The organism is Roseivirga sp. BDSF3-8 (assembly GCF_041449215.1).
GTDB lineage: Bacteria > Bacteroidota > Bacteroidia > Cytophagales > Cyclobacteriaceae > JBGNFV01.
The window spans coordinates 5,651,051-5,669,076 of the sequence record NZ_JBGNFV010000001.1; the positions used below are offsets into that span (position 1 = coordinate 5,651,051).

Sequence of the window (18,026 nt, forward strand, 5' to 3'; positions counted from 1 at the left end):
CTCACCCTGATTGACTCTTTCTCAATCTTCGGAAGGATATTTTACGGCATTTAACGGGACTTACGGACAAGGCACTATTTTGTGAAGTGAATTGCTCATGGCCAAAAAAAGCGAGCCTTATGGCTCGCTTATAAGCTTTTTATACAATAAGAGAGGGGTTATGATAGCTTCTCTTTTATTTTTTCGAGAAGTCCTTTCTTGCCAGTTCCTTCCTCATAGTAACCATAGCCGTAACTGCCGCCGTACCCCCCGTAGCTACCCCCGTAGCTATTTACCTTCACGTCGTTCAATAAGATACTGACGTTGTTTAGTTTACCAGATTCGTACAGTTCATTTACCTGCTGAAGAAGCTCCTTAGGTGTGTAATTCTGTCTTACCAGAAAGACAGTATGATCCACGTACTTAGAGATAATAAGTGCATCCGTTACTAACCCCATAGGAGGTGAATCTATGACTATGAAGTCAAACCGCTCTCTTAACCTTTCCAAAAGCTTCTGGAGTTTGTCTTTCATTAATAGCTCAGATGGATTAGGGGGTACATCACCGCTATTAATGATAAAGAGGTTGGGAGATTCGGTAGGGTGGACTATCTGATCGGGGTCCGCATTATCAGACAAATAGTTACTAAGCCCTTTTTCCCCTGTAGCTCCCATCTTGGCCTGTAAGGTAGGCCTGCGCATATCTGCCCCAATGATCACTACTTTTTTACCGGAATAGCTCAAAACCAGGGCAAGGTTTACGCTGCAAAAGGTTTTTCCTTCTCCACTAATAGATGAGGTCACCAGAAGCGTTTTACTGGCAGAGCCATTTTCTCCCAGGAAGAACTGAAGGTTTGAACGCACACTTCGAAAGGATTCAGCTACCCCACCTTTTGGTTGGTCTTTGAATACCAGGTCACTGGACCGTGAATTATGACCGATAACTCCCAGGAAAGGAATATTAGTAATAGCAGCCACATCCTCTTTATACCTGACTTTATTATTCAGGTAGTCCATTACGATCATGATAAGGAGTGGAATAGAAAGCCCGAGGAGTATAGCAAAGATCAGGTTTTTTTCAGGCTGAGGCATTATCTTACCCCCGGAAATCATAGGGGGGTTTACCATGATAATATCTGAGGTGGTAGAGGCTTTGGAAATACTTGCTTCAGCCCTTTTCTCCATCAGGAAGAGGTAGAGGCTCTCGCTCAGGTCATAAACTCTTTTGATATTCACATATTCCTGCTCTGCCTGTGGAAGGGATTCGACCACACGGCGTTCCTGCCCGACTGTCTGTCTCAGATCTCTTTCCAGCAGCCTGGTACTAGAGATGAGGTTACGCAGGTTTTCCTCAAGGGATTTCTTGAGTTCATCCATGCGCTTATTGAGTATTTCGACATAAGGATTAGAGGTAGCCCCTGCCTTTGTCAATTGTTCTTTTTCAAGTTGCAGTTCTACCAACTGATTAATAAGTTGCTGTAGCACCTGATCATTCACACCTATAGCTGAGGGAACTACCAGGCCCTCTACTCCTCTGCTTTGTTCTATGTACTTCTGCAGATAATTGTAATAATCAAGACGTCTTCTAACTTCGAGCAATTCTCCCTCAGCCGCATCGATCTTACCATAGGCCCTGAGGCCTTCTTCCTGAATCCCCAGGGGAGTTCCTGTTTCCTTAAAGTTTTTCATTCTCTGCTCGATAACCTGCAGGGAATCACTGATATCGTCGAGCTGGGAGTCTATAAATGCAATGGTGCGGCTTGCGTTCTGATTTTTCTCTTCGAGATTGTCCTCCAGGTAGAGTTCTACCAGCTTATCTAAAAAATCGATATCCTTCTGTGGGCGTGTGCTCTGCAGAAAGAGCTTGAGTATGCTTGTTTCACCACCATCTACTACTACCCTTAGTTTTTGCTGGTACGTGCGGGTAACGTCATGCGTGGTGCGGTGTATGAATATAACTTTCCTTTTCAGGTAGCTACCAAGTGGCCTTTTAAGATCCAGGGTGAATTTGAAACCATTATAATTAGCTTCTTCTCCAAACCGGAAAGTAGACACGCTACGTTGATCTTCGTCTTCTGTCTGCCTGTAGAATTGAAAAGTGAACTGATCTACCGGGTAGATAATAAATGTCTGATTGTACGGAATGTTACTATCCTCTGACAACACAACCATTTCATAGGGTACCGCCTTATATATTTCGCTTGACTGAAAATTTCCCTCACCTAAATAGAATTTCTCAAAACCCAGACTCTTTACCGTGCGATAAATCAGGGGGTATGACTTCAGTATGAGTATCTCATTGTTCAGGTTTTTTCTTCCTGCCCGATTTCCATACAGAAGCTGGCCTATGGAGTTTTCCATATCGTTGCTTCCTTTGACTAATATAGAGGAGGTAACGGGATATACGGGGGAGGTGTAGCGGTTGATAAGGAAGGCCACTAAGAGGGCGATCCCCAGTGAGATCACAAACAGATACCAGCGTTTTCTGAGCCTCCCAAGGAATTTTTTCACATCATCCAGATGCTCCTTGGAGGTCATTATTTTTTTGTCGGTATTACTCTCCATGGATTAAAACCTGAAAAATATGAGGGATAGGGATGTGATAATGGATAGTACGAGGGCGATATTTCGTGACTGAAACTGGGTAAAGTTCTTAACCTTGAGGGGTGACACATACACCAGGTCATTTGGTTGCAGGTAAAACAAAGGGGAACTCATGGTCTCAGCATCCAACAGGTCCATGAAATAGACCTTGGCTTGCCCCTGATCATATCTTATGACCTTGATCCGCTTTCTGTCTGCCAAATCGGTAAGGTCACCGGCTTGCCCAATTGCGTCCATAATTGAATACCTTCCGCTATAGGTGGTATAGTTGCCAGGAACATTAACCTCCCCCAGTATGGTAAAATGAAAACTAAGTAGCCTCAGGTTTACCGTAGGAGATTCCAGATAGCTTTGTGCCACCTCTCTTACTTTATCCTGAGCTTCTTCGAGAGTAAGCCCGGTCAGGCTTACTTTTCCTGCCACCGGCAGCTCGACAAATCCACGGTCATCCAGCATAAATCCGCTTAAAGAAGGATCGATCCCCTCTTTAAGTTCCCTTTCAGCTTCAGCAAAGAAGTTAAACTTTGGATCGGTAAGGCTGGAAATTTTTATTGAAACAATATCACCAGGCTGCAATTTATACTTGTATTTTGCAAGATCAACCACTTTAAGTACTGAGTCTGTGGTGACTTTGTCAGCATCATCTATGCCTTGTGACTGGAGGTAAATGAGTTTTTTGTTCGGTACACATGCGAAAGCTACCGACATGATAATCAGACCGAAAAGAAATCTTTTCATTTAATTTTTTGAAAAAGCAGTCGTAAATGACTGAAAAAATACAGCCTTTAATCCGGTAAAAGTAAGCATACTGCTACTAGGCTCCAAACATACCAGCTTTCCCGGCCGTTCAGCCTGCGTATTTTCTGCCTGTTTCCCAGGTATCTTTAAGCATGGTCAGAAACTCCTCCATCTCATCCAGAGGCACCATGTTTGGACCATCCGACAGTGCCTTTGAAGGCTCTGGATGTGTTTCTATAAAAAAGCCATCTACCCCTGCTGCGGCAGCGGCCCGTGCGAGATAAGGGGCAAACTGACGCTGGCCACCGCTCTTTCCTCCCATGCCACCCGGTTGCTGAACACTGTGGGTGACATCAAATACCACGGGGCTAAATTGCCTCATGGTGGGCAGTGCGCGCATATCCACTACGAGGTTATGATAACCAAAGGACACTCCACGTTCTGTGAGAAAACTGTTGGGGTTTCCGGCTGACTGTATTTTACCTACTGCAAACTGCATATCACCCGGCGCCATAAACTGTCCTCTCTTGATATTCACGGCACGGCCTGATTCACCGGCTGCCTGCAGCAGGTCAGTCTGCCGGCACAGGAAGGCTGGTATCTGGAGTACATCAATCACCTCAGCCACTGGGGCTACCTGGTGGCTCTCATGTACATCAGTAAGTGCGGGTACACCCAGATTTTCTTTTACTTTTTGTAAAATACCGAGTGACTCATCCATTCCTATACTTCTGAATGATGAAGAGGAGGTCCTGTTAGCTTTATCAAAAGATGCCTTAAAGATATAGTCTATTCCTAATTTCTGCGTGAGCTCATGTACTTTCTCCCCTACGGTCATACATATATCGTAGCTTTCCACTGCACAGGGCCCACTGATGAGCACCAGGCGATCGCCCCCCAGCCGGATATTTGGTGAAAGGGTAACGGGCTTATCAAATTTCGGTAGGTTCGTCATCTTTAAAGTTCTTCTATGATTGCTTTCATTTTATCCTGGGCAGTAAGTATGATATCCCCTGCTTCTCTGAGCACTCCTCTGCCTCCGTTCTGCCGGGTTACATGATGGGCAAAGTGCTGTACATAAGGGGGTGCGTCGGCAGGCGTTATGGCCAGGCCACACTCTCTGAGAACAGCAATATCGATCAGATCATCTCCGAGGTAGGCAGTTTCGGAAGCTTCCCATCCATAATTCTGCAAAATAGCACGATATGTTTTGAGCTTATCCTTTATCCCATGATGGTGAAAGTCCAGCTTAAGTTCATTACAACGGTATTTTACTACATCGGATTCCCGGCCGGTGATCACGCCTACTGCTATCCCGTTCCTTTTCAGGTGGCTGATTATCTGCCCGTCCTTTACATTGAATACCTTGAATTCTTTACCATTATCGTCATAGATGATTCCGCCGTTTGTCAGCACACCATCCACATCACATATTACGGCTTTTACCTTTCTGGCTCTGTCTACCACATGGGGGTCTATCCCTTCCAGTATGTAGCTTAGATCGGGCATATTTTTAATTTAATTGATTGTGGTCTCTTCCTCTTCCTTAGGCTGAGATTGCTTTTTACGGGTCATCATTACGCGGTACAGGTCTTTTCTGCGCTGCTGCAGGTTTCTCACACTACCCTGGGTACGAACTTTTCTTAGCAGGTCAAGATCCAGGTCTACCACCAGCGTCGTCTCTGTATTAGGAGTGGCTTCAGCCACGATAGCATCATGGGGGAATGAAAAGTCTGAAGGACTGAATACAGCAGCCTGGCTATATTGTATGTCCATATTTTCTACATTAGGCAGGTTACCAACACTACCGGTTATGGCCACATAGCATTCGTTTTCAATAGCTCTGGCCTGAGCACAGCGCCTTACACGGAGGTAGGCGTTTTTAGTATCTGTCCAGAAAGGGACAAAAAGTATGTCCATTTCCTGGTCGGCCAGCAGTCTGCCTAGTTCGGGGAATTCCACGTCATAGCAGATGAGGATACCGATGCGCCCTGCATTGGTATTGAATACACGGAGGCTATTACCTCCCTGCAGGCCCCAGTATTGCTGTTCGTCAGGAGTAATATGAAGCTTATATTGCTCTTCCCAGCTACCATCGCGTTTACACAAGTAGGATACATTATACAGCTTATGTTCCCTGTATTCGGGCATTGAGCCTGCCACAATGTTGATGTTATAGGCCACCGCCATATTTACCAGTTCCTCGCGGATTTTCTCTGTGAAATCTGCCAGCTTACGCACACAGTCTGCTGCACTAAGGTCATTGTACAAGGCCATTAGCGGGGCATTGAAGAACTCAGGGAAAATCACGAAGTCGGCTTTGTACCCTGAAACGGTATCTACAAAAAACTCCATTTGGCTCAGGAGGTCTTCGACTGAAGACATATAACGCATCTGCCATTGGACTAGTCCTGCACGCACGATGCTTTTACGGCCACCTACGAGCTTTTCGGTTTCATCGTAGTAGGCATTGATCCACTCGATAAGGGTGGCATACTCTTTTGATTCGACATCATCGGGCAGGTACTTGACCATTACTTTCCGTACATGAAAGTCATTGGCCAGCTGAAAGCTTAGTACGGGATCGTATATCTCTTTATTGCGTACTTCTTTGATGTATTGCTTGGGGGTCATCTGGTCAGCGTATTTGCGATAACCAGGTATACGCCCTCCGGCTATTATAGCTCTCAGGTTCAGGTTTTCACAAAGCTCTTTACGGGCGTCATATAGACGACGTCCCAGCCTCATGCCTCTGTATTCGGGCCTTACGAAAAGGTCAGTACCATACAGGGTGTCTCCTTCGGGATCGTGGGTGTCGAACTTGCCGTAGTTGGTGATGATATCGTAATTGTGATTATCACCCCATTTTGCATAATCTACGACAATACAAAAGGCAGCAGCTACGACAATGCCATTATCTTCAATACAAATCTGCCCTTCGGGAAATATGGCAAGTTGGCGTTCGATCTCTTCTTTAGTAAATGATCCTCCCTCCCAGCCGTATACGGCATTCATTATTTCTCTTATGTCATCATAATCTTCGATGACGATATTTCTCAACTTGATGCGGTGCTCAAGATCCTGTGATGTCATAGACGCATTCTTATTTTCGCAAAAATATAAATCAAATGGTATATCCCCGAAGTCTGAGGATTTATTATTAACCCCACAGAGCACAAAGTGGTTACGCCTATAAAAGAATAGGTTTATTCCCTGATTTACGGATTTTAAAAATGCTGTTTTCGCAACTACATTTTTTTAGTTTTGCATGACTTTATTAAGCAGTAATTCGTATTCAGGCATTTTTGGTTAATTAATTCTTCATGCAAAAAGGGAATACCTGCTTATTTCAATATATTGGGTGAAAATTGGGCAAATATGAAATTAGTAAGATTTCTACTGACATTTGCCGTAACGGTAGGTTTTATAGTGGCTCTTAGTATAAGAATGGGGAGCATACCGCCGCTCGGCAAATTTCTGGATCCGTTTAACGGGTTTTGGCATAACGCAACGATCGAACTTGACCAGGACGCGGAGGAACTAAAGATTCCCGGCCTTACGGATAAGGTAACGATTACCTACGATGAATTTCTGGTACCGCATATTTACGCCCAAAATGATCATGACCTTTACCTGGCCCAGGGGTTTATCACTGCCCGACACAGACTATGGCAAATGGACTTTCAGGTACAGGCAGCAGGTGGCAGGCTGAGTGAAATACTCGGCGAAGGCCCGAATGGTGCATACCTTGATTTTGACCGGACCCAGCGTCGCTACGGCCTGGTAATGGCTGCTCAGAACTCTATCGACCAGATCAGTAAGGATGAAAAAAGCATGGAAGTAGTCCAGGCGTTTACTGACGGGGTCAATGCCTATATTGCCGCCCTGCCTTACGAAGGTCTGCCTGTGGAATATAAGTTACTGGACTACAAACCAGAAAACTGGACTCCGCTTAAGACTGCCCTTCTTCTGAAATATATGGCGAATACGCTTAGCGGCCGGGATATGGACCTGGAGAGTACGAACGCGGTCAATGTACTGGGCATGGAGATGTTTAATAAACTTTACCCGGACATGTCTGCTTCGGATGACCCCATCATACCCCGCGGTACGGAATATGACTTTGAGGGGGACCGCCCTACTCCTCCTGATTCCATCTATACGGGGGCGACTACAAGGAGCCAGATGGAAAAACCGCACCCGCATAATGGTAGTAATAACTGGGCGGTAAGTGGCGAGCGCACCAGCACGGGCGCACCCTTGCTGGCCAATGACCCTCATCTTCGGTTATCTCTGCCAAGTATATGGTATGTCATGCAGCTATCTTCTCCTGAGGCCAACGTATATGGAGCTACCTTGCCGGGTGCACCCGGGGTAATTATCGGATTTAATGAGAACATTGCCTGGGGGGTTACTAACGCTACCCGTGATGTCCGGGACTGGTACAAGATACAATTTCGCGATTCGAGCCGCGAAGAATATAAATTTGACGATCAGTGGCTGAAGACCCAGAAGAAGATCGAGAAGCTACTGGTCCGAAATGGTGAGGTGGTGTATGACACCATTATCATGACGCATCTGGGCCCTGTCACGTATGACCGTACGTTCGGGGACTCGTCTGAATATAACAATTACGCTCTTCGCTGGACGGCTCATGACCCGAGCAATGAGATGATCACCTTTCATCGCATAAACCGGGCGTCTAACCTGGAGGAATGGCAGGAGGCGATAAGTACGTTCACAAACCCGGCTCAAAACTTTGTATTTGCCAGTAAGGAGGGCAATATAGCCCTGAAGGTACAGGGTAAATTCCCCATTAAGTTTGAGAATCAGGGCAAGTTCCTGATGGATGGCTCCCGCAGCGACATGGTGTGGAAGGGCTTTATTCCAGCAGAAGAGAATGCCATGGTGGTGAACCCGCCAAGAGGATTTGTAAGCTCTGCTAATCAGATTCCTGTAGATAGTACTTACCCTTATTATGTATATGATGCCAGTTATGAGACGTACCGTAACCGGAGAATCAATAACCGGCTTTCGGAGTTAAAGCGTGCTACTCCTGAAGATATGATGCGTCTGCAGCTTGACAATTATAACCTGAAGGCAGCGGAATTGGTACCTGCAATGCTGGACACGCTGGAGTTCAGTGAGCTGGGTGCGGAAGAAAAGGAGTTAGTAAATGTACTGAGACGGTGGAATTTCTATAATAATGCTAACTCGACAGCGGCTTCTATCTGGGAGGTGTGGTATGATAAACTGTACCGTCTCACGTGGGACGAGATTTTTGCGCAGGATATCCCTATGAGGTACCCTTCTGACTTTACTACAATAGACCTGCTCACGAAAGAGCCTGGCTTCGCTCTCTTTGATGTGGTGGAAACCAGTGAGAAAGAAACAGCACCTGATCTGTTCCGTATGTCGCTGGAACAGGCAGCGGACAGCCTGGCAAACTGGAAGGAAAAGGAAGGAGAAGAAAAATTTGAATGGGGCCGCTTTAAGGCGACAGAAATAAGGCATCTGATGAGGTTGCCAGGTATGGGTGTTGACTATGTTGAAAGCGGTGGAAACAGCAGCATAGTGAATGCGACCAGTAAATACCATGGCCCGAGTTGGCGAATGGTTGTTTCATTGGAGGACAGTGTGCAGGCATGGGGTATTTACCCCGGCGGCCAGAGCGGAAACTCGGGCAGCAAATACTATGATAATATGGTGGACATGTGGGCTAAAGGGGAGTATATGCCTCTTTATTTCCTGAAGCCCGGCGAATCGCTGTCTGAGCCACTTTACGAACAAACTCTTACCCCCTGATCGAATGCGTTTTCTGATAAAAATACTATTGATCGCCCTGGTAACTTATTTTACATCAGGGTTGCTTCCCTGGTGGGCGGGCGCTTTGGCGGCCTTTCTGGTGTGCCTGTTTATACCTACCCGGGGTTTTATATCTTTCCTCAGCGGTTTTTTAGGCGTTGGCTTGTTATGGCTTGCTATTTCCTGGCTTATCGACTCTCAAACGGAAAGCAGACTGACGGAAAGGGTGGGCACGATCTTTACGCTGAATAGCTCTTTTTTACTGGTGATATTAACGGCACTGATCGGGGCCTTATCCGGGGGTCTTGGTGCACTTAGCGGTCATCTGTTCCGGGCCTTGTTCTTCAACCGGAAAAAAAGGAAGAAAGCATATTATTAAATAAAAAAAGACAGGCTGATAACCTGTCTTTTTTTATCTCTTCAGCGGGAGCTGACTTATCATTCTTCTCTTAGGAAGGCAACCCCTTCGGCTTCAAAGGTGAGTTCAGCCCTGGGCTCTGTAATCTGCTCAATCTCTTCGGCAGACTTACCGGCATCGGCTGCATAGTGGCGCTGGGTTTCTACATCGATAACTTCTTTTTGCGCCACTCCTTCTATTACAACCGTTTGACCGGCAGCGTCCTTTGGTACAAAAAAGCCATAATCCTTAAAGGTAACACGCATGGTTTCTCCATCACCAAGGTCCACCTTCATCCAGCAGCCTTTGGCCTGACATACATCTGTGACGGTACCTTTTACGCGGGTATGCTTTTCAATTTCTCTCCCCAATTCTTCTTCCAGGGCCATGGCACTTACTGCTTTGGTGGTTTCTATGGTATCACCATAATAGGCCATTACGGATGCCTCAGGGGCCGGCACTTCGGCTGACTCCTGGCTTTGCTTGTTTTCACTACAGGCTAATCCGACTATGAGTAGGCTTAGCAGACCAATTCTTTTCATGTGGTTCTGTTTTTTTTATAAAAGTACTATAAGTTTTGATTAAGGACAATGGGTAACATATGGATGAAAGGGAGGTTTATTATGGATGGAAGAAAAGGAACTAATGCATGAAGCGATAAAGGAGGCTAATGAAGGAAAGACTCCTTTCGGATGTGTGATCGCCCGTGACGGGCATATTGTGGCAAGGGCGTATAACACTGTGATGAGTGATCACGACCCTACGGAACATGCGGAAATGAATGCGCTGCGGGCGGCCTGCCGTAAGTATGACCGCAGTGAACGCCGAAAAATGATCGTATACACGACATGTGAGCCATGCCCCATGTGTATGGGAGCCTTACTCATGGGAGGCTTCAGGGACATTGTATACGGCACAGATATTCCTACGGCGGCAAGGTATGTTAAGCAGATCATGGTTCGTTGCAGTCACCTTGCAGAGAATACGGAATCTGATATCTCTATTAAAGGAGGGGTGATGGAAGGGGAATGCCGGGAGCTATTCGAAACGTTTGTGAATAACGAGTAATGAAAAAAGGGGCATAAGCCCCTTTTCTATCAAAGTATCTGTTCTCATCAGAACAGTCCGAACTTCTTTTTACGCTCAATTTTGAAGCCAGCATCTTCCACGGCAGCTTCTACCTGCTCGGAAGAGAGGTTATTGCCTTCCACCCTGAGTATCTTATCCTGAGAATTTGTATCCACTTCCCATTTCTCCACACCCTTTAATCTTTCAAGGTAAGGGGTTACGGTAGCCACACAGCCTCCGCAGTTTATATTGGTCTTATAAGTGTATTTCGACATATGGACCTTTCATTAGCTTGATTCTTACTGAGCAAACGCAGCAGGCAAGGGTATGGTTGCATTAGCTCATCATACTTGTGAGGGCGGGGCCACTAATGAGAATGATACCGGACTTAGGAACGGCGTCTCCCCCTTCGGGCCAGTGACTTGTAAGGCGATGGAGGGAAGGGGACCGCTCACCGGGGTGCTGCACGCACAACATGAGAGTCTGCCCGTCTGGCAGGAAGGTGGGACCGGTAAACTCTGCATCGGTGGGAGCACTGGCTACCCGACAGACGCGGCCTGCCTGCCCTCCTTTCATGGGTACATAGAAGAGGCTGTTATTACCAAATGCCTCATAGGGGGATTTACCGATCTCGCTACCGGAGATATCTGAGGTAAACCATAAGTTGCCTTTGAGGTCAAAAGCAAGGTTATCGGGACAGGCAAAGCCGGTTTCGGGCCCTCCGGCAAGGAGTATTGAGGATTCGAAGGAGAGGGTAGTTTTATCAGGACCTTCGTCTATTCTGAGAATGGTGCCATGGTAGTTTCCGCGAGGCTTATTATTGGTGAGGGCTACGATGACTGCACCTGTTACCGGGTCGATCTCGATGTCTTCTGGACGTGCCAGGCGGCTGCCTCCTACCAGCCTTGCTGCTTCCCTGAGCCGTACCAGCACATCGGTTTGGGTAGCAAAGGTTTCTCTGAGCACTTCCTGGTCCTCCAACTGAAGGGATATCCAACGGCCGTTTTCCATATCGGCTACATAAAGCCTGCCTTCGGTGAGATCATCGGGCCGTGCGCTGATGAACTTGTACAGGCACTCATCATTGGCATCGTCTCCGGTGTATACCACACAGGTGCCGTCGGGCTGCCGGTATAGGGTGGCGCACTCGTGGGCACAGCGCCCGAGGCTCACAAGCTTGCGTGCTGTGCCTTCTTTGGGGTTCACTTCTACCACCCATCCATAATGCTCCGGTGGGTTGTCATAGTATTGCTCCCAGTCCAGCGCACCATTGTACATTTTGCGGCGTTCTTCATTTACGTACTCAGTCTCGCCGTAGAACCCATCGTAATTCTCCTCGCAGGTGAGCACAGTACCCCATGGGGTGATGCCTCCAGCACAATTAGCCAGGGTACCCATGGCTTTGTCGCTACCGGCAATAGGTTCTGGCCATGCGAAAGGTATTTCTGTAAGTGCATCTATCCGCTTATTGTGCTTATCACCGGTGACTATCTGCCACTTAGCTCCTTCTTTGCGAATACGCAGTATGCTCCCTCCTACGCTCTTCATCTCGGTCTCTACCTGCTCCCGGGTTTTTTCACCGCCGGTATATCCGCTCACAAAGAGGGGATGTGTATACTCATGGTTCACCCAGAGGAGACCATCGGTGGGATTTTCTTTATGGAAGGGTACGAAGGCGGTATAATCATTATGTGTACCGAAACTCACTCCTTCGGCCAGGGGATCACCAAATTTGGCCAGTACCTCATAATTAAATCCTTTGGCCAGTACCACATCATCCTTACGTACAGGGGGGAGTGGGGTAAAGGGCAGCCCGCTATCGGCCTGGTCCCAAAGCTCGAGGGTATCCGCTATAGAAAAGGTTTTTCCCACAGAGGTAAGGGCTGCAGCGGTAAGGGTAGTGCGTCCGAAAAACGTAAGGAACTGTCTTCTGGATTGAGTGGTGTCCATGGGTATCGATGATTTCAGATTTGCAATTTAAGCGAAAAACCGGGCCTGTAAAACGGGGTGGCTCACTGTGTGGAAAATTAACAGGAAGACAACATACAGTGGGTAATATCACCGGCTGGGGTTACTGATAATCAGAGGGGTTTACGCCAAAATGCTTTTTAAAGCTGTTACGGAAGTACTGAAGGTCTGTGAACCCGACGATGTAGGTGATCTCGGAAATGGAATGCTGCTTCTCTTTGATAAGCTGAGCGGCCCTCTGCAGCCGCACATGCCTGATAAGCTCATTAGCGGACATGGATATATTGGCTTTAAGCTTTCGATACAGCTTCATACGGCTCATCCCTACAGCTTTGCACAACTCATTTACAGTGAAATTAGGGTCTGAGATATGCTGCTCGATGACTTTCATCACCCGCGCAATAAGTTCTTCCTCTTCCCGGGCCACTTGTATCTGACGGGGGGCAAGGTTTATGTGCTTGCCGCTTTTAACGCGCTCTTTATAGCTCTTTCTGGCTTTGAGAATATTATTGATCTGAAGCCGCAGGTGTGTAGGGTTGAAGGGTTTTGTGATGTAGTAGTCAGCACCGAGTTCGTACCCTTCCTCCATGCTATCGGCGGATGCTTTGGCAGTGAGCATTATGGTGGGTATGTGATTGAGGGACTCATCATTTTTTATTGCGTTGACGAGTTCAAAGCCATTCATCTTTGGCATAAGAATATCAGTGACTACCAGGTCGGGCTTTTGGTTTTTTACGAGTTCGAGGGCTTTGACTCCGTCAGGGGCTTCCATGACGTCAAACTCTCCCTCGAGGTATTCTTTTATAAAAGACCTGATCTCACGATTGTCTTCAGCCACCAGTATTTTACCCCGGTTCACGGCTTTTTCTGTCTGGCTCTCTGCGGGGGCCGGGGAGACTTCTTCTTCCGGTGCCGAAATTTGCTCGTAAATTTTTGCCTCTACCTCCCCTACTACGATTTCAGCGGGTTTTAGGTGGTCTTTGCCCAGGGGTAGATACACTTTAAAGGTAGTCCCCTTCCCTTCGTCGGAGTTCACCTCTATCCTGCCACGGTGCAGCTCCACCAGTTCTTTTGTGAGGGCAAGGCCTATTCCTGTGCCAAGCCCTTGCCTTTTACCTTCATTTTTTCCCTGGTAATAACGGCGGAAAACGTGATTCAGGTTTTCCCTGGAAATCCCCTCTCCGGAGTCTGATACAGAAATGCATACTTCTTCACGGCGGACGACCAGGGAGAGACTGATCTCACCAAAATCCGGAGTGAACTTAAAGGCATTGGAAAGCAGGTTTGTTATTATCTTTTCGAGCTTATCGGTATCTGCATAGATCATTACGGGCTTTTCAGGGGTAATGACTTTATACCGGATGTATTGCTTTTCAGCCAGGTTGGTAAATGTATAGGCGAGTGGCTTGAGCAAAGCTCCGAGTTCTACGTGTCTGGCTTCGAGCCTGGCACTGCCGGACTCTACTTTACTAAGGTCTAGTATCTGGTTTATGAAACTGAGTAGTCGCTCTGCCTGCCTGCTCATAGACTTCAGGCGGGGATGATAATCTTTTATTCTGTCATCAAAGATCATGCTCTTCAGAGGACTGAGTATAAGGGTAAGAGGGGTACGAAATTCATGTGATATATTGGCAAAGAACCTGGATTTGATTTCGTCGAGTTCTTTCATTTTTTCCAACTCCAGGTGCTCCAGGGCTAGCTTATTTTTTAGTTTTACCCGCTGTATGATGGTATGCCTTCTCCACATCAGGAAGCCTAGAATCAATATGCCGTAGAAGGCATAAGCCCCCCATGTGCCGTACCAGGGGGGACGAATTCTTATAGGTAATGAGGCTGTCATTGGCGCCCAGACCTGGTCGGCATTAGCTGCCCTGACCTGAAAGGTGTATACACCGGCGGGCACATTGGTGTAAAAGGCGGTATTACGGGTGCCTACATTTTGCCACTCTTCATCATAGCCTTCCAGTCTGTACTGGTAGCGGTTTTTGGAGGCCTGTGTGAAATTGAGGTATGAGAAGGAGATATTAAAATCATTGTTCTTATAGCTAAGGTCAAGCTCTCCATCAATTAACAGATTACTCCCTGGCCTCATATCGCCTTTATCGCTCCCAGAGGTTTGCACACTGGTGATATAGACATCTCCATTTAATGGTATGGCAGCTATGTCTGTTGGGTGGAAACGGTTAAAGCCATTAATGCCTCCAAACAGCATAGTACCGTCCTGCAGGGTATAGGAGGCTTTTGGGAAAAACTCGAGGGCCTGAAGCCCATCTGCTACATCAAATGTTTCTATGTCCCCGGAAGCAGGGTCGTAGGCCACTATTCCCCGGTTGGTCGAGAGCCATAGCTTACCTTCCTGATCTTCCTCCATAGTGTAAATGAGGTTACTGGGAAGGCCATCGGCTGTGGTGATGGTTGTGAACCGGTCTTCATCTTTCAGGTAGAGGGCGAGTCCGTCTCCCCTGGTGCCTGCCCACAGGCGTCCCTTTTTATCTATGTACAGGCTGGTAATGCTGCTGTGGGATTCCTCATGAAGTGCACCCAGGCTATAGTTTTTGAGGCTTTTCGTCCTGTACTGGTCATCTACCTCAAGCTTGTCTATACCACTGCCTTCTGTACCAATCCAGATACTCCCATCGGGCATGGCAGCAATGGCCTGCACGGTATTGGCGGTAATGTAGCGGGTAGAATCCTCGGGGGTGAAATGCAGAAAGCGTTTCTGATCGGGCAGGTATACATCCACGCTGGTGCGGTAGGAGGCTATCCATATATTGCCTTCGGGGTCTTTATCGAGATCAAAGATGAGGCGGCCTCCGGTACCCTCTTCGCCTGCTTCGAAAGGAAAGTTGATAAGATCTTCGGTTCCGGCAGGGATCATACTGAGTCCGCTTCGCCACCCTCCTATCCAGAGGTTATTGTCTTCGTCTTTTTGGAGGCTTAATATTGAGGAACTGCGAAGGGGGCTGTTTTCCGTATGGAGGACGCTAAAGGTCCCGTCGGCGCTCATGTGATTGAGTCCGCCACCGTCTGTACCTATCCAAAGTCCACCGGTCTCATCTGGTGCAAAGGAACTTACAAGGCTGTGACTGAGGGTATTGCTGGAGTAGGGAATCTGGGCTATGTGGTCGAATCTGACCTCGTGAGGGTCTACTTTAAATACGCCCTGGTCAAAGGTACCGACCCATATAGTGCCTGCACGGTCCTGGTAGAGGCTCCAGATTGAATTACTTCCTACGCTGAAGGGGTTATCGAGGCTCTTTTTATACTGACCGAACCGGCCTGTGTTCAAATCTATCACAATAAGCCCTTCATTTTCAGTACCAATCCACAGGCGGTTATCCTCATCGTGCAGGATGGATAGTACGGTAAGGGTTTCCAGCATGCGGGTAAGAGACGGGGGGCCGGTCTCAAGGGAGTTTACTTCGTAGCCGTCCCCGGTATAACTGATGCGGCGTATTCCTTTCTGAAAGCCTACCCAAAGGGAACCGTCGGGAGCCCTGCTGATACTTCGTATGATGTCGCCGGGGAGGTTTGAGTTGTTAGCAGCGGTAAAGCGCATGAACCGGCTATTCTCCTGCAGGTAAACATTCAGTCCCTGGTCCCAGGTGCCTATCCAAACATTGCCGTGTCCATCAGTGGCGGAAGCGGTGGTGCTATTACCTGACAGGGTATAGGGGTCACCGGCGTAATGCCGGAAGTGCCGGAGGCCGGTATCTGCGGACTCATCTCCGGGAGAAGGGACGCGGATAACTCCGGACTTATCGGTACCTATCCAGATATTGCCGTCTTGGTCAACAGTCACATTGTTAACGAGGAGGTTGGCAAGGGTGCTGTCTCCCTTGAGCTGGCCAAACCGGCCTTCATGCCATGTGTTAACTCCCCCGCCAAAAGTGGCTATGTAGAGGTTACCCCGGGCATCGAGTGCCAGGTCTTTAATAAAGCTGTTGCCGAGGGTACCGTCCTGTGACTCTTTTCCATAGAAAGACAGAATATTCTCCCCGTCATAGCGATTGAGTCCGTAACGGGTGGCGAACCAAAGGAAGCCTTGCTTATCCTGAATGATCCGGGTTACGCTGTGCTGTGACAAATCGGCCTCTACCTGATAGAAGCGCAGACTGTCAACAGAAACGGCTTCTGCAGCAATGACAGGGATAAGTATCAGAATAAAAGCCCGGAACCAATTACACATTGGAGATCAAATAACGAATGACGGCGTAAACTTACCTAAAATAATACGCTAAAAGCTTACATCAAAAATTCAAAAAATGAAAGATACGCCACTCTCTTCGAAGATTAACAAAATTTACCATTAGGCATATAAACAAAACACTGCTATTTAAGTAGTTATCATACAATTCTAATGATTAAATAACGATAAAATAATATTACTTAACTTTTTATCTATATTTGAAGAAGAATAAATAATGAATTACCCTGCTATTTTCGGGGCAATTCATCGGTTTAGGCCTCTGTTCAAATGATTTTAAAGCAAAAAAAGTACATAGTGTCGTTTGGTGTGACCTTGCTTTGTAGAAGGTCATTTAAAGATTTAGTAAATGGAGGCAGGAAAGGCTCGAATAGTAGATAGTGTGAGAGGTAACATAAAAGAAACATCGCGTGAAAGGCGGATACATGGCTACCCTTCATCGCTTAATACATCTGAAGATGAAGCTGCTGCTATGACTTATGCTAAGCAGGCAAAATTAAACACCGGTTTTATTTCAAGAGGGGTGTTGCTGGCTATATCGCTGATCGTGATTACGCACTTTGTGATGCAATCAGTCTACGAAAGCAACCCGGACGGCTACCCCTTCGACGGCCTGTTTACCATTACAGACCTGGACCAGGAGCAGTCTTTCGGTACGTATACTTCGGTGATCCTGTTCGCCTTCTCGGCTATTATGTTCGCCATCCGTGCTTTATGCGCACCCTCCAAGCGGAAAAAGTATATACTGGGGCTAGTCTCCCTGGGGCTGTTTGCTATGTCCATAGATGAGAGTATCTCATTGCATGAGCGCACCATGAATGTGATTGCGCTGTTCACGGATTTCGGGCCTGGCAGTTTCTTCCGTTTTCAATGGTTACTCTTCGGCCTTCCGCTGGCAGTAGCCATGGTGGGGAGTGTGGTATACCTGATCCGTACGACGGACGTGAATATAAAGCCTTTCCTTATCGGGCTATTTGTGTTCTTCTGCGGTGCGGTAGGCCTGGAAGGCCTTGGAGGGGTCATAGACCCTAATCACTTCAACTATCACGTATGGATGGTGGGGGCTGAGGAGACGGTGGAGCTTATCGGTGTGTACCTGATTTTTATAAGTCAGCTTAAGTGGCTGAAGAAGCATTCACCTATCGGCATTTCAGGAGCGTAATACAAGGAATGAGTGATTGAGTAACAGAATAATAGAGTTACTGAGTTTTGAGTGGTGAGTTATTAGTTTTTAGTTGGAGAGTTTCGGGTTGGAGTGTCA

The 18,026-nt window shown here is 47.2% G+C and carries 13 protein-coding genes; 4 read left to right on the forward strand and 9 right to left on the reverse strand.

Annotated elements, in window-relative coordinates; all coding sequences use genetic code 11:
• Positions 1 to 158 precede the first annotated feature (158 nt).
• The 5 genes from AB9P05_RS22995 to AB9P05_RS23015 form a co-directional block, all read right to left on the reverse strand.
• Positions 159 to 2,543, reverse strand: coding sequence for a GumC family protein (locus AB9P05_RS22995; protein WP_371911189.1), 2,385 nt, complete (start codon positions 2,541 to 2,543; stop codon positions 159 to 161).
• Positions 2,544 to 2,546: 3 nt separating this feature from the next.
• Positions 2,547 to 3,320 carry a polysaccharide biosynthesis/export family protein gene (locus AB9P05_RS23000; RefSeq protein WP_371911190.1) on the reverse strand — a complete coding sequence of 258 codons (774 nt, stop codon included), beginning with the start codon at positions 3,318 to 3,320 and terminating at the stop codon, positions 2,547 to 2,549.
• Positions 3,321 to 3,429: 109 nt separating this feature from the next.
• A complete protein-coding gene (gene kdsA / locus AB9P05_RS23005) occupies positions 3,430 to 4,275 on the reverse strand; it encodes a 3-deoxy-8-phosphooctulonate synthase (RefSeq protein WP_371911191.1) in 846 nt (281 codons plus the stop codon).
• A 2-nt stretch (positions 4,276 to 4,277) separates the two neighbouring features.
• Positions 4,278 to 4,829, reverse strand: coding sequence for a KdsC family phosphatase (locus AB9P05_RS23010; protein ID WP_371911192.1), 552 nt, complete (start codon positions 4,827 to 4,829; stop codon positions 4,278 to 4,280).
• A gap of 9 nt (positions 4,830 to 4,838) precedes the next feature.
• Positions 4,839 to 6,413 (reverse strand): GNAT family N-acetyltransferase, encoded by a 1,575-nt coding sequence (locus AB9P05_RS23015; RefSeq protein WP_371911193.1) that lies wholly within the window; start codon positions 6,411 to 6,413, stop codon positions 4,839 to 4,841.
• Between the two features lie 285 nt (positions 6,414 to 6,698).
• On the opposite strand from AB9P05_RS23015, the gene AB9P05_RS23020 reads away from it, so the two are divergent.
• Together AB9P05_RS23020 and AB9P05_RS23025 are read left to right on the forward strand one after the other, a co-directional pair.
• On the forward strand, positions 6,699 to 9,125 hold the full coding sequence (locus AB9P05_RS23020) for a penicillin acylase family protein (protein WP_371911194.1): 2,427 nt from the start codon (positions 6,699 to 6,701) through the stop codon (positions 9,123 to 9,125).
• Positions 9,126 to 9,129: 4 nt separating this feature from the next.
• Entirely contained in the window at positions 9,130 to 9,504 is a 375-nt protein-coding gene (locus AB9P05_RS23025) for a hypothetical protein (RefSeq protein WP_371911195.1), read from the forward strand.
• Between the two features lie 59 nt (positions 9,505 to 9,563).
• Here AB9P05_RS23025 and AB9P05_RS23030 read toward each other — a convergent pair whose 3' ends face one another.
• A complete protein-coding gene (locus AB9P05_RS23030) occupies positions 9,564 to 10,064 on the reverse strand; it encodes a DUF4920 domain-containing protein (RefSeq protein WP_371911196.1) in 501 nt (166 codons plus the stop codon).
• Positions 10,065 to 10,167: 103 nt separating this feature from the next.
• Here AB9P05_RS23030 and AB9P05_RS23035 point away from each other — a divergent pair, with 103 nt between their 5' ends.
• A complete protein-coding gene (locus AB9P05_RS23035) occupies positions 10,168 to 10,590 on the forward strand; it encodes a nucleoside deaminase (RefSeq protein ID WP_371911197.1) in 423 nt (140 codons plus the stop codon).
• A gap of 47 nt (positions 10,591 to 10,637) precedes the next feature.
• Here the strand turns inward: AB9P05_RS23035 and AB9P05_RS23040 are convergent, their stop codons facing one another.
• The 3 genes from AB9P05_RS23040 to AB9P05_RS23050 all read right to left on the reverse strand — a co-directional run bounded on the left by AB9P05_RS23040 (position 10,638) and on the right by AB9P05_RS23050 (position 16,747).
• Positions 10,638 to 10,865, reverse strand: coding sequence for a heavy-metal-associated domain-containing protein (locus AB9P05_RS23040; RefSeq protein ID WP_371911198.1), 228 nt, complete (start codon positions 10,863 to 10,865; stop codon positions 10,638 to 10,640).
• A gap of 61 nt (positions 10,866 to 10,926) precedes the next feature.
• Positions 10,927 to 12,540 carry a PhoX family phosphatase gene (locus AB9P05_RS23045; protein WP_371911199.1) on the reverse strand — a complete coding sequence of 538 codons (1,614 nt, stop codon included), beginning with the start codon at positions 12,538 to 12,540 and terminating at the stop codon, positions 10,927 to 10,929.
• Between the two features lie 121 nt (positions 12,541 to 12,661).
• Positions 12,662 to 16,747: a two-component regulator propeller domain-containing protein gene (locus AB9P05_RS23050; protein WP_371911200.1), complete on the reverse strand. Its 4,086-nt coding sequence runs from the start codon at positions 16,745 to 16,747 to the stop codon at positions 12,662 to 12,664.
• Positions 16,748 to 17,114: 367 nt separating this feature from the next.
• Between AB9P05_RS23050 and AB9P05_RS23055 the strand changes: the two genes are divergently transcribed.
• The gene (locus tag AB9P05_RS23055) at positions 17,115 to 17,927 is read left to right on the forward strand and encodes a hypothetical protein (protein WP_371911201.1); all 813 of its coding nucleotides are present in this window, start codon (positions 17,115 to 17,117) and stop codon (positions 17,925 to 17,927) included.
• Positions 17,928 to 18,026: the final 99 nt, after the last annotated feature.

Excerpts from the sequence above, each read along its gene's own strand:
- AB9P05_RS22995 (WP_371911189.1), bottom strand. The coding sequence starts at position 2,543 with ATGGAGAGTAATACCGACAAAAAAATAATGACCTCCAAGGAGCATCTG.
- AB9P05_RS23000 (WP_371911190.1), bottom strand. The coding sequence starts at position 3,320 with ATGAAAAGATTTCTTTTCGGTCTGATTATCATGTCGGTAGCTTTCGCA.
- kdsA (WP_371911191.1), bottom strand. The coding sequence starts at position 4,275 with ATGACGAACCTACCGAAATTTGATAAGCCCGTTACCCTTTCACCAAAT.
- AB9P05_RS23010 (WP_371911192.1), bottom strand. The coding sequence starts at position 4,829 with ATGCCCGATCTAAGCTACATACTGGAAGGGATAGACCCCCATGTGGTA.
- AB9P05_RS23015 (WP_371911193.1), bottom strand. The coding sequence starts at position 6,413 with ATGACATCACAGGATCTTGAGCACCGCATCAAGTTGAGAAATATCGTC.
- AB9P05_RS23020 (WP_371911194.1), top strand. The coding sequence starts at position 6,699 with ATGAAATTAGTAAGATTTCTACTGACATTTGCCGTAACGGTAGGTTTT.
- AB9P05_RS23025 (WP_371911195.1), top strand. The coding sequence starts at position 9,130 with ATGCGTTTTCTGATAAAAATACTATTGATCGCCCTGGTAACTTATTTT.
- AB9P05_RS23030 (WP_371911196.1), bottom strand. The coding sequence starts at position 10,064 with ATGAAAAGAATTGGTCTGCTAAGCCTACTCATAGTCGGATTAGCCTGT.
- AB9P05_RS23035 (WP_371911197.1), top strand. The coding sequence starts at position 10,168 with ATGCATGAAGCGATAAAGGAGGCTAATGAAGGAAAGACTCCTTTCGGA.
- AB9P05_RS23040 (WP_371911198.1), bottom strand. The coding sequence starts at position 10,865 with ATGTCGAAATACACTTATAAGACCAATATAAACTGCGGAGGCTGTGTG.
- AB9P05_RS23045 (WP_371911199.1), bottom strand. The coding sequence starts at position 12,540 with ATGGACACCACTCAATCCAGAAGACAGTTCCTTACGTTTTTCGGACGC.
- AB9P05_RS23050 (WP_371911200.1), bottom strand. The coding sequence starts at position 16,747 with ATGTGTAATTGGTTCCGGGCTTTTATTCTGATACTTATCCCTGTCATT.
- AB9P05_RS23055 (WP_371911201.1), top strand. The coding sequence starts at position 17,115 with ATGGAGGCAGGAAAGGCTCGAATAGTAGATAGTGTGAGAGGTAACATA.